Source organism: Vibrio rubrogenes, assembly GCF_059641415.1.
This window is the reverse complement of sequence record NZ_JCARSY010000038.1, coordinates 20,208-31,457: the sequence shown is the minus strand read 5'-3', so window position 1 is coordinate 31,457 and position 11,250 is coordinate 20,208. Positions and strand designations below refer to the sequence as shown.

At 48.3% G+C, this 11,250-nt stretch carries 14 protein-coding genes; 3 read left to right on the top strand and 11 right to left on the bottom strand.

Annotated features, from left to right (window positions below):
• The 3 genes from AC55NX_RS18150 to AC55NX_RS18140 all read left to right on the top strand — a co-directional run.
• Nucleotides 1–266 (top strand): hypothetical protein (locus AC55NX_RS18150; RefSeq protein ID WP_496997010.1); only part of this gene is annotated, 266 nt, incomplete at its 5' end.
• Nucleotides 267–308: 42 nt separating this feature from the next.
• Entirely contained in the window at nucleotides 309–521 is a 213-nt protein-coding gene (locus tag AC55NX_RS18145; RefSeq protein WP_038177868.1) for a cold-shock protein, read from the top strand.
• 822 nt (nucleotides 522–1,343) lie between these two features.
• On the top strand, nucleotides 1,344–2,975 hold the full coding sequence (locus AC55NX_RS18140; RefSeq protein WP_496997009.1) for a phosphoethanolamine transferase: 1,632 nt from the start codon (nucleotides 1,344–1,346) through the stop codon (nucleotides 2,973–2,975).
• A gap of 106 nt (nucleotides 2,976–3,081) precedes the next feature.
• Here the strand turns inward: AC55NX_RS18140 and AC55NX_RS18135 are convergent, their stop codons facing one another.
• The 11 genes from AC55NX_RS18135 to AC55NX_RS18085 are packed head-to-tail and all read right to left on the bottom strand — an operon-like array spanning nucleotide 3,082 to nucleotide 11,227.
• Nucleotides 3,082–3,888 (bottom strand): ATP-binding cassette domain-containing protein, encoded by an 807-nt coding sequence (locus AC55NX_RS18135; protein WP_496997008.1) that lies wholly within the window; start codon nucleotides 3,886–3,888, stop codon nucleotides 3,082–3,084.
• Complete coding sequence (gene cbiQ / locus AC55NX_RS18130; protein ID WP_496997007.1) at nucleotides 3,888–4,562, bottom strand: cobalt ECF transporter T component CbiQ; 675 nt, start codon at nucleotides 4,560–4,562, stop codon at nucleotides 3,888–3,890. The genes AC55NX_RS18135 and cbiQ overlap by 1 nt, the downstream gene beginning before the upstream one ends.
• Nucleotides 4,546–4,830: an energy-coupling factor ABC transporter substrate-binding protein gene (locus AC55NX_RS18125; RefSeq protein WP_496997006.1), complete on the bottom strand. Its 285-nt coding sequence runs from the start codon at nucleotides 4,828–4,830 to the stop codon at nucleotides 4,546–4,548. The genes cbiQ and AC55NX_RS18125 overlap by 17 nt, the downstream gene beginning before the upstream one ends.
• Nucleotide 4,831: 1 nt before the next feature.
• On the bottom strand, nucleotides 4,832–5,566 hold the full coding sequence (locus AC55NX_RS18120; RefSeq protein ID WP_496997005.1) for an energy-coupling factor ABC transporter permease: 735 nt from the start codon (nucleotides 5,564–5,566) through the stop codon (nucleotides 4,832–4,834).
• A gap of 11 nt (nucleotides 5,567–5,577) precedes the next feature.
• Nucleotides 5,578–6,432 (bottom strand): cobalt-factor II C(20)-methyltransferase, encoded by an 855-nt coding sequence (locus AC55NX_RS18115; protein WP_496997004.1) that lies wholly within the window; start codon nucleotides 6,430–6,432, stop codon nucleotides 5,578–5,580.
• On the bottom strand, nucleotides 6,429–7,301 hold the full coding sequence (gene cbiK, locus AC55NX_RS18110; protein ID WP_496997003.1) for a sirohydrochlorin cobaltochelatase: 873 nt from the start codon (nucleotides 7,299–7,301) through the stop codon (nucleotides 6,429–6,431). The genes AC55NX_RS18115 and cbiK overlap by 4 nt, the downstream gene beginning before the upstream one ends.
• Nucleotides 7,276–8,100 carry a precorrin-6A reductase gene (gene cobK, locus AC55NX_RS18105; protein ID WP_496997002.1) on the bottom strand — a complete coding sequence of 275 codons (825 nt, stop codon included), beginning with the start codon at nucleotides 8,098–8,100 and terminating at the stop codon, nucleotides 7,276–7,278. The genes cbiK and cobK overlap by 26 nt, the downstream gene beginning before the upstream one ends.
• On the bottom strand, nucleotides 8,097–8,822 hold the full coding sequence (locus tag AC55NX_RS18100; protein ID WP_496997001.1) for a precorrin-3B C(17)-methyltransferase: 726 nt from the start codon (nucleotides 8,820–8,822) through the stop codon (nucleotides 8,097–8,099). Before AC55NX_RS18100 ends, cobK begins: the two co-directional genes overlap by 4 nt.
• Entirely contained in the window at nucleotides 8,807–9,901 is a 1,095-nt protein-coding gene (locus AC55NX_RS18095) for a cobalt-precorrin 5A hydrolase (protein WP_496997000.1), read from the bottom strand. The genes AC55NX_RS18100 and AC55NX_RS18095 overlap by 16 nt, the downstream gene beginning before the upstream one ends.
• Nucleotides 9,888–10,655 (bottom strand): cobalt-precorrin-4 methyltransferase, encoded by a 768-nt coding sequence (locus AC55NX_RS18090; protein ID WP_496996999.1) that lies wholly within the window; start codon nucleotides 10,653–10,655, stop codon nucleotides 9,888–9,890. The genes AC55NX_RS18095 and AC55NX_RS18090 overlap by 14 nt, the downstream gene beginning before the upstream one ends.
• A complete protein-coding gene (locus AC55NX_RS18085) occupies nucleotides 10,652–11,227 on the bottom strand; it encodes a decarboxylating cobalt-precorrin-6B (C(15))-methyltransferase (RefSeq protein WP_496996998.1) in 576 nt (191 codons plus the stop codon). The genes AC55NX_RS18090 and AC55NX_RS18085 overlap by 4 nt, the downstream gene beginning before the upstream one ends.
• Nucleotides 11,228–11,250 lie beyond the last annotated feature (23 nt).

Here is an 11,250-nt window from a genome sequence, read left to right as displayed (position 1 = left end):
AGCTACAAACTACAGTTAAACACCAAACATATCAGTGCTTTGTTTCTAAAGGTGTGGTTAACCCGATAACATTTAAGGGCCATAAAAAAATAAAACAAGAAAAAGATAGCCTTTATCAAATTTATCGGTATACTACTCACCAGCTCTTAAGAAAAGAGCTATTTATTTACTTTAAGATCAAATTTCTCTCGGTTCTACATCGATTTTTTCGTTTGCGTACCTACGATAAAATATATATCTCTAAAATAGATAATAGCGCTTATTAGCTAACAACACTTAAATTAAAATTATCAAATATAGAGGTATCTATGTCTAATAAAACAACTGGTTCAGTCAAATGGTTCAACGAAACGAAAGGCTTTGGTTTTATTTCTCCTGACAACGGTGGTGATGACGTTTTCGTTCATTTCCAATCAATTGTTTCGACTGGTTTCAAAACACTGAACGAAGGCCAAAAAGTATCGTTCGTTGTTGAACAAGGTCAAAAAGGATTACAAGCAGCGCAAGTTACTGTGATGTAAGACTTTATGTGGCATCAGCACCCGTTGGTGCCACTCAAAATGATAAGATTCAAATCATTGAATCTTATATCCCAATCTTAATTTCTCCCCCACTCTCCGACTCGATTATTTCCTTCAGTAAAATTTCTATCACTCACCCCACAGATAAAGATAAAAGCACTGCATGAGGCACTTGAGTTTCAATGTATTCTTTAGAGGAAAATCGATTCCTCAAAAACTATTAAAAGGGCGTACATCTGAACTCATTATTACCCTTGATACGCCTCCTTTCTGGTACAAGCTTATCTATGGCAACCCAATATACAAACAGTTAAAACATACTATTCTGGAATTCTGTGGAATTAAAAACACCTCTTCAACTTATTTTGGCCCAATGATCAGCGCCAGTAGCAAACATCGAAAAAACTGGTTGGACAAAACGGCCCGGCTCGCCAGTCAAATTAAGTAAATACATGAAATTCTGGTCACACCGATGTATGATGACACGCAGGGTTACTCATGTTTCGGCGTGACAGTGACTTTGTTCATACCAGCAGACAATCTCCTCCTATCCAGCTCACGCGAGCTTGTCACTATTTATTGAATAATCAATAAGATAATGACACATTTCACCTTGAGGTAATGGCCTCACTCCATCATATAAATACGAATTTAATTGTGTATCAAACTCAATTCGATCTAATTGTTGTTGACTAGATCACATCTTTGTCTATAACGTTACGCAACTTTTCATATGGAACTGAATCATAAGTAATTGAATTCGTACCAATGAATGCTGTAGAAAATTTCTCAGTAACACTCTGACTAACAAGCCATGACAAAATGAAAATAATAAATACTATCAAGCAATTAAAGTTATCTTATCATACAATCACAATTATCATTGCTATTTATTTTTCTGTTATTTTAAATTTACCAGTATATAAATCACTGCATGAGATATTTAATCAACTGGATACAGTCGATACTGGATTTGTTATTTCTATTCCTTTCTTTTTTACCTTTGCTTTAACTATTATTTTCAGTTTATTTTCATGGCCGAAGATAACCAAAATATTCTTTTCCGTTCTGCTGTTAACATCGAGTCTTGTTTGTTATGCCACCTATAATTATGGCACGATATTCAATGCTGAAATGATAGAAAACTTCATTGAGACTAACATCGGTGAGGCCTCATCTTATCTCGACCTCCGGTCAGCTCTCTGGTTTATCGGTCTGGGTGTCTTTCCAACCATATTGTTAATTTTAACGCCCATCAAACATGAAAAATTCCTCGCTTTATTCACGAAAAAGTTGGGCGTCATTTTCATTTCCGGGGTGGGTATTGTGCTGATTGCTTCTGCATATTATCAAGATTATGTATCGGTCGGGCGAAATAATGGTTACATCAAACGGATGATTATTCCGACATATTATGTTAACGGTATTGCTGAATATATTCATCAAACCTATTTTTATAAGCCATTGCCTTATATTCACATTGGAATGGATGCCAAACAAACGGCGGCCCCCGGCCAAAAACCGTCATTGGTGGTACTGATACTGGGTGAAACCGCCAGAACGTACAATTATCATGCAAATGGCTATCCAAGACCCACCACCCCATTCACCGATGCGCTGCAGGTTATCTCTTACCAACATGTTGCATCTTGTGGTACCGCAACCGCAGTCTCTGTCCCCTGTATGTTCTCTCGCCTCGACAGGAAAAATTATAACGAGCAACGCGCCTATCATCAGGACAATCTGCTCGACGTTTTAAACAGAGCGGGTATCGATATTTTCTGGAAAGAGAATGATGGTGCCAGCAAAGGGATTCCAAAGCATGTCAAATATCAGGAACTGAAACGCAATTCTCACGATCCGTTATGCAGTCTCGCCGGGTGTAAAGATATGGCCTTGCTCAATAATTTCGAGCAGGATGTGAATGCGCTTCAGGGCAATCGTTTAGTGGTTCTTCACTTAATGGGCAGCCATGGGCCGGCCTATTTTCAGCGTTATCCGCAACAATTTGCTCACTTTCAGCCGGATTGTCAGCGGGACGATATTGAAAACTGTACCCATGAGCAGCTCGTCAATAGTTACGATAACACCATTCGCTATACCGATTACGTAGTTGCTCAAACGATCACCCGGTTAAAACAACTCTCCGAGCGATATAATACTGCGCTGATCTATCTCTCTGATCATGGGGAGTCATTAGGGGAAAATGGTATCTACCTACATGGCTTACCCTACTCTATCGCACCGATGGAGCAGAAACGTGTGCCTTTGATGGTGTGGTTATCCGATGGGTATCAGGCCGCGCAACATCTTGATCAATCCTGCCTGAAAAAACAGGCTAACACGGCGCATATTTCACAGGATAATCTGTTTGACTCACTGCTTGCCGCACTCAATGTATCAACGCAACTCTATCGCCCGACACAAGATATCTTTTCAGTGTGTCGAAGATAGGTCAGGCCGTTAAACACGACACGAACCAGAGTGGGGCTCAGGTAGACCCGCTCTGCTCAATCTCTGTTGCATGGCCTTGTTACCGTGCTCATTTTGTCTTTGGTTGTCATTTGGTGAGCACTGCTTGATTGTGCATCTCTTGCACGTTACGAAATAACGGGATACCCAGCGTCTGATGCATCTGAACCAGCCACGGCTGTTCCAAACCGATACTTTCCATCGCAGTCCGGTCGAGAAAAATCGTATCTGGTCTCCCTTCGCTGACCACTTCCCCGTCGGCCATCACATACACGTAATCGCACAACTCATAAATCAGATTAATATCATGGCTGGACATCACCACATGTTTGCCGAGTGAAGCAAATGTCTCAATCAGAGATTTCATCTGTCGTGTTCCGGCAGGATCCAGTCCGGCAGTCGGTTCATCCAGCAACAGATACTGGCTGTCTAACACCAACGCACCAGCGATAGCGACCCGTTTCTTTTGCCCGTAACTGAGATACTGCACCGGCTTATTGATTAAGCTTTGACCGTCCACCAAGGATAACGCATCACTGACACGCCGCTGGATCTCCGTTTCATTCACCCCCAGATTTCTTAAACTAAAAGCAATGTCATCAAAGACATCGGTATAAAAAATTTGCTGATCCGGTTCCTGAAACACCAGTGTGACACGCTGACGGTGTTCAAACAGTGCTTTTTTAGCATATGTCAGCGGCTGCCCTTGCCATAAGACGTTACCGTGACGTGGCCGATATAAGCCAAGCAATAACTTAAACAGCGTCGATTTGCCACAACCGTTAGCCCCAACGACACCGACAACAGGATGCGCCGCGAAATTCATCGCCACCCGCTTGAGCACCGGTGAGCCATCCTCATAGGCAAAGTCAACCGCTTGAACCGATAACGTCATCAGAGAAACTCTCCTTGGTATAACTTGACAAAAAGGGACGCTTTCATGTGCTGATGGCGTATCAAAACTCGCTGCAGTAACATCCCTGCCAACTGAGCCAGCGATTTCAGCCAGTGGCGGCGACGGATATAACCGAAGCGCAGCGTTTGGGCGGTAAAAATGGCGTGCGCTTCTTCAATCAAGATAAAAATAAACCGATAAATCAGTAGTACCTGTTCAATCAATACCAATGGTAATCGGGTGGCTTTCATCAGCCGGATACACTGATTGAACGGTGTCGATACCACAAAACAGAAAGTGGCCGCAATCGAGCATAAACAGCGCATCAATGTGTGTTCAGCCATCCCCCATAGTTCACCACTGACCCCGACAAACCCGTCAGCAACAGGTATACTGATGATCAATTCGTCCGGTCGTTGATGATAGGTCAGCACCATCGCGATGATACTGAATAGCAAAAATCCGGCAGGTAAACACAACCAACGCAGGTATTGTCTGAGCGTAATCCGGCCACCGATACAGGTCAGCATCATCAACAACAGAAATAGTCCCCATTGATAGACAACCGGCAGCGTGAGTGCCAGCGACAACGAGACGAGATAAAACCAGCCTTTATAGACCGGTGAGACACCGACCCACCGACTCTGATAGGCATATTTATCGATCAGTAGCATGACGACGCCGACGCCCTTGATAAAAACCGAGAATATAGAAAATCACCGCCGAACCAAGCGAGCCCTGTAATGTAAATAGCAAACTTTCAATCTCACCGCTGGCCGGTTCAAATATCGGTTCAATCCACGGCTGATAATCCGGTGCCATTTCGGTGATGACCGACGTTGCTTCACCATCTGAACCGCCGAATTCGCCGGAAACACCTAATACAAACGGCATGACAATCACCAAGCCGACCAATAACAGAATCAATACGTTCTTTTTCATCTCAGCACACCTTGTGTTTTCCGAGCAGTGCCCGTTTGGTGAGTTGATCATAAATCAACACGGTCAGTAGCCCTTCTGCAATGGCAATTGGCACCTGTGTCAGCAGAAAAACCCCCATAAATTTACTCACCGAGGTCGCAATCCCGAGCTGCGGATCAGGAAATGCTAATCCCAGTTGCACGGAAGTAACCAAATATGTGGCGAGATCCGCGCCGGCAGCACACAGAAACACCGCAATATCCTTTCTGAAATTGAGCCGGTTCGCTGTGACCCACAAAACATAGCCGACCAAAGGCCCGATTACCGCCATCGACATGCCATTGGCCCCCAGCGTAGACAGTCCACCGTGCGCCAGTAACAGCGCCTGAAACAGCAAAACAATCCCGCCGAGCAGCGGTACCACCATAAAGCCAAACAGAATCACCGCCAGACCCACCCCCGTGGGGTGAGAGCAACTGCCGGTCACCGAAGGCAGCTTTAACGCCGACAGAACGAAAATGAATGCTCCGCACAGCGCCAACAACACCTTTCTGTCACTGTCATTGGCGACCAGATGCTTTACTTTTCTGATACTCAAAATCAAACAGGGTAAAAAGAATACCCACCAGCTCAGCGCCCATACCGGTGGTAAAAAACCTTCCATGATATGCATGGCATTGGCACTGGCAGGGAACATCAAAAACATCATCATCCCGAGGAATACCCCGGAAGGAATGCGGGAGAATCGAGAAAACATCAGTCTGTTCCTTATTTGTCGGTTGATACGGGGGCGAACGTTTGTGGTTGCTCGCAATCATTGGCCTTTTCTGCCCCCTGATGACCTAAACAGTGATGGCCTAAACGGTGATGGGCAAAACGGCGATTGACTAAAATAGTCGAAAAATAGGGCAGCGACTCCCCCGTACCATCTCCCGGGTGAATGGCGCTCAGATCGGGATAATAGATTTCATTATCCATCGACGCATTGGCCATCAAAATCGCGCATGACAGCAGGCCCAGTTCATCCAGCAGGGTACGGATTGTGTCAAACCGGCCATATACTTTCATCAACACCACGCATTCATGCTCAGCCAGAGCACGGCGCAGCACATCTTCACTTGCCGTACAGGACATCACCGCCATCGATTGTTGTTCCATACACAACGGGAATTGTGCCCGGGCAGCAATCGCTGCAAATGACGTAATCCCCGGCACCACTTCAATCTCAACTTGCGGGGCAAGGCGTTCCAGTAAAAACACCCAAGTGCTGAACAGCATACTGTCACCTAAAGTGATGAAACCAACCTGTTTCCCGGCGGCTACATCTTGAGTTATCTCTGCGGCAATTTGCTCCCAGGCCTGACGTTTTGCTCCAGCATCGTTGGTCATCGGAAAATGGCGCGCTTTTACCGTCACCTGCTCCCCCAGATACTCGCGTACAATCGACAAGGCTAGGCTGTCCCCCTCCCGGCGACCAGCCGGTGCGTACAGCACATCGAGGTGACCCAAAATCCGGGCAGCACGGACGGTGATTAAGTCACTGGCGCCCGGCCCGGTGCCCATTGCAAATAACTTTCCACCATTTTTTAACATTTCACCATTCATTAACTTTTCATCACTCATGCGACAGGCTCCTTAACATGCATTGACGTCATGACGGATGGTTGAATAGTCTGCTGCGTCTGGCTTGTTGCCCCCGCTTGCTGCGGTTTCATCTCTGAAGATGAAACCGCAGCTAAATGATCAATAAACAACTGCCGAATCAGCGGATTTTCACCCAATCCCTGCACAATCGGCTCGGCGGTAATCCCAGCCTGTTCAATCAGGACTTTCCATGAATCGGGGTCATCGGATGCCATATCATGAATCGCATGATCACCGGCCACCAGCATCAGTGGCATCAGATAAACTTTACGCACCTGCGCCTGTTGCAACCGACTGATAACGGTCTCGATACCCGGATAACTTTCCACCGCACCGACAATAAAAGGTCGCTGATGCGCTTGCATCATATGATCGAGACAGGCATAGGCTGAAAACGCATGATGGGTCGTTCCGTGCCCCATCAGCACCAAGCGTTCATCCGCCGCAAGCGGTGGTGACTGGTATTCAATCGCGTCAATCAAGCGCTGATAGTCATCACAGTCACTCAGTAAAGGGACACCGACTTCGATGCGCTCAAACTGATGTTGGCAATGTGCCACTTCCCGGACAATTTTTTCATATTCGTCCCCGTTGATAATATGGAGTGACTGGATCAACACATCCCGATATCCGGCACGCTTGAGTGCTGCCAGAGCCTCACGCGGATGAGCAATGTCCATCCCGTCCCGCTGCGATAACTTGTTGATAATCATTGATGAAGTAAAAGCCCGAAAAAAATCCCGGTCGGGAAATGCATTGGCTAAAGCTTGTTCACACGCCGCAATATTTTTTTGCAACGCTTGCGGATAACTGGTTCCGAAACTAATCACTAACAGTGCTTTTTTCATCAAATGATTCCTTCTGTTGCCATGCGCAGAACAATGCTTCGCACGCGTCAAGATCGTGTAACGTTTCAACATAGTGGGTAACAAAACGCAGCGGAGGTCGTTGAATCACAATGCAGGGAATCCCGAGCGCAAGACACGGTTGCACTTTTTCAATAAATCCGCCTGCCTGACCGGACTCTTTGGTGATCACCACATCCGGCTGGATCATGTCGTACAACGCGTGATTCATCGCCGCAGAAAAAGGGCCTTTCATCGCAATGATTTGCGCATAACTCAACCCGAGGGACTCACATTCAGCGACGACCTCAGCGGTCGGTAAAACGCGAACATACACCGTTTTGTCGTTGAGTCGTTGACAAAACTGAGCGAGATCTTTACTGCCGGTGGTCAGCAAAATTTTCTGCTGTGCCGACGTGATCTGATCACAAGCATCCGCAATACTACTGGCCTTGGTGAGCAACGGATGGGCCGCCACGTCAACCGACATTGGTCGCTCATAACGAATCACCGGACACCCGGTTTTCAGGCTGGCAGCGACGATGGTTTCCCGTAATTGCTGCGCATAAGGATGGGCGGCATCAATCACACAATCGACCTGATGACCCAGTATCCATGTCTGCATTGTTTCAGCATCTAAGCGGCCTTGAATCACCGGTGCAGTCAGTGACTGTACCGTGGCCAGTCCGGCCGGAGTCGCCACCGACAAGGTATAGCGGATCTGGTACTGCTCCAGCATCCGGCACAGTGTGACAGCATCGGACGTGCCGCCGAAAACCAGCACATGCGCGGGGCTCCTCATAGTGTGTAGCCTCGCGGCGTAATCATCAGCCCCTGCTCAACATAAGTAGATTGATTGCCGACAATCACCATGGTGCGCATATCGACTCGTTCAAAATCCATGTCGGCAAAGGTAGTCAGCCATTTGGTTTCTTTGCGACGTCCCGCTTCTTTAACGACCCCGACCGGGGTGTCCGCTGCTTTATAAGGGGACATTAATTCAAACGCGTGACGCAGGTGCCCTTCCCGTCCCCGACTGCGCGGGTTGTAAAAACAGGTCACGAAGTCCGCTTCAGCGGCAGCGCGGATGCGCTTCTCAATCACTGACCATGGCGTCAGCAGATCACTCAGACTGATATGACAGAAATCATGCATCAGCGGCGCGCCCAGCGCCGCACCGGCAGCAATACTCGCGGTCATGCCCGGGACAATTTTCACTTCAACATGCCATTTCTGTTTGGTCACCATCTCCAGAATCAAGCCAGCCATGCCATAAATCCCGGCATCACCACTGCTGATCAAGGCGACGGTTTTACCCGATTGGGCGATATCGAGGGCGACCTGACACCGTTCGATCTCTTTGCACATGCCGGTTTTAATCACCGGTTTATCCCCCACCAAGGCTTTGACAAGGTGGGTATAGGTTTTATATCCGACAATCACTTCAGCCGCTTCAATGGCAGCGCGCGCCTCTGCGGTCATCATCTCCGGACCACCGGGGCCAATTCCTACGACATATAACATGATTTCATGACTCCATAGGTCAGGGTAATACCTTGTTGTCTCAGGGTTTCTCCCAACAGACAACCATCACTGAGCAGCCAGGCTGCCGGTTGAGACACACAGCCGACGCCTACCGTCTGTCGGACGAATTCCGATTGAGGAAACGGTGCGGAACACGCACTTAATTCGGCTGCGCTGAATAATTTGAATGGCACCTGATATTGCTGCGCCAGATGCAGAATTGCCGGCTCATCATATTTGCGGTCAATACTGCCAATCGCAGCCAGCGCGAGCGGGTGAATATTGATGTGTTGCAGTTGTTGCTGAAAAAGAGTCAATAGCTGTACGGGGGAGACGTTTTTCCGGCAACCGATCCCGGCCACAAGCCGTTTCGGGATCAACTGAAAACTGGGGATCGGCCAGTCAGGCCGCGTATATTGCATCGACACATCGATCAGCGCGGACAGCTCATAACGGCCAACATCGTGTTCAGTCACAATGGTTAAGCCGCGAATATCAAACTGACGAATATCAAAACCAAGTGTTGCTGCAAGCCATGGATCAATATAAATCCCGACAGCATGTCCGCTGACCAAAAGTTGATTCACGGTTTTAGTCGCCACCCGAAACTGCTCACTGGCCGCATTGATCTGTTGCGCCAGCACATCAAAAGCACAGGTTTGATTGACATCGGTTGCCGTCGAGATCACCGGCAGCGCACCAATTCGCGCTGCGACCTCCCGGGCCAGTTCATTCGCGCCGCCAACATGCCCCGATAAGACACTGATGACATGCTGCCCTTGTTCATCAATCACCAACACCGCCGGGTCGGTGAATTTATCTTGCAGCAACGGAGCAATCATCCTGACGGCAATCCCACAGGCACCAATAAAAATCAGGGCGCTATCGCAGCCAAACCGTTGCGCCACCATCTGCTTTAGGCTGCCGTCAAATGGCAGAAAATTGGCCTGTAGATACTTTTCAGCGCAGTAGCAATGCATCGACAATGCCGGAAACGCCTGACGGATCTGCCGGGCAATCTGCTGGCCGCCCGGGGTCAGGCTGAACAGTGAGACGGAAAAACCGTTAACGGTATTCATGACTGAACGCCGCATCATAAAGTTTGGAGTAGTGGTATTCTTCTCCCAGAAAGCGACCGACCAAGATCAATGCTGTTTTTTGAATGCCTGCATCCGTCACGGTCTGAGCAATATCGGCCAGCGTGCCTTTGAGTATCTGACTGTCGGGCCAAGTGGCTTTATACACCACAGAGACCGGGGTCTCTGTCGGATATCCGCCCTGCACCAGTTGCTCAACCACCGCACCAATCCCTTTGACGGACAAGAAAATTGCCATTGAAGTCTGATGACCGGCAAAGCGTATCAGCGATTCCAGTTCCGGAGTCGGTGTCCGCCCCGCCATCCGGGTAATAATAAGGCTTTGCGACACTTCCGGTACGGTGTATTCAACGCCGAGTTCCGCCGCAGCGCCAAGAAAAGAAGACACCCCGGCAATACAGCGAAAGCCAATCTGCTGTTTTGCAAGTTCTTCGCCCTGTTCGCGAACCGAGCCATACAGTGATAAGTCTCCGGTTTGCAGTCTCACCACCAGCTTATTATGGTGAATACCGTCCACCATCAGTTGAATAATCTGCTGTAAATGTAAGTAAGCACTGTCATGGCATTCCGCTTCCGGTTTGCAGTAATCCAGTAAGGCCGGATTAATCAGTGAACCGGCATAAATCACCACATCCGCCTGTTGCAGCAAGCGATAACCTTTGAGGGTAATCAGCTCCGGGTCACCGGGGCCGGCTCCCACAAAATAGACTTTGCTTTTGTCCAGCGTTTCCGTCATTGTGCGCTCCCTTTCGTACACCGAGTACATGAAATCACAAACGTGGGGTTATTGGGTTTGAAGTAGTAGCTGCTCCCCAGCGGGGTCAGCGGGGACACCATGATCTGCGTACAGTCCAGATCCCGGATCGGGCAGTTTTTCAGGTGCTCTAACGCCTGATGCAGATTGTCTTGCAGAATAAATGTCATCACTAACCGGCCTTGTTCTGTCAAATGAGCCAGAGCCCAGTCAATGATCGCTGTGAGGTTGCCACCACTGCCGCCGATAAATATGGCATCCGCTCCCTTCACCAGATCACAAGGGGCAATCGCTTGTACCAGTTCAATCTGCGCAACAGCGTGGTGGCTGAGGTTTTGCTGCATAATCGCAATCGCATGGTCATTCTTTTCAATCGCAGTGACGGCCAGTTCAGGAAAACGCAGTGCGGCTTCAATGGCGACACTCCCGGTCCCGGCGCCCACATCGACAAATCGCTGTGCCTGACCGAGCGCTAAACGGTCCAACACCACAGCGCGGACTTCCTGCTTGGTCATCGGCACTTTGTCGGCCCTGAGAAATTCGCTATCTTTCATCTTTCCCTCTTTCGTTCAGGAGA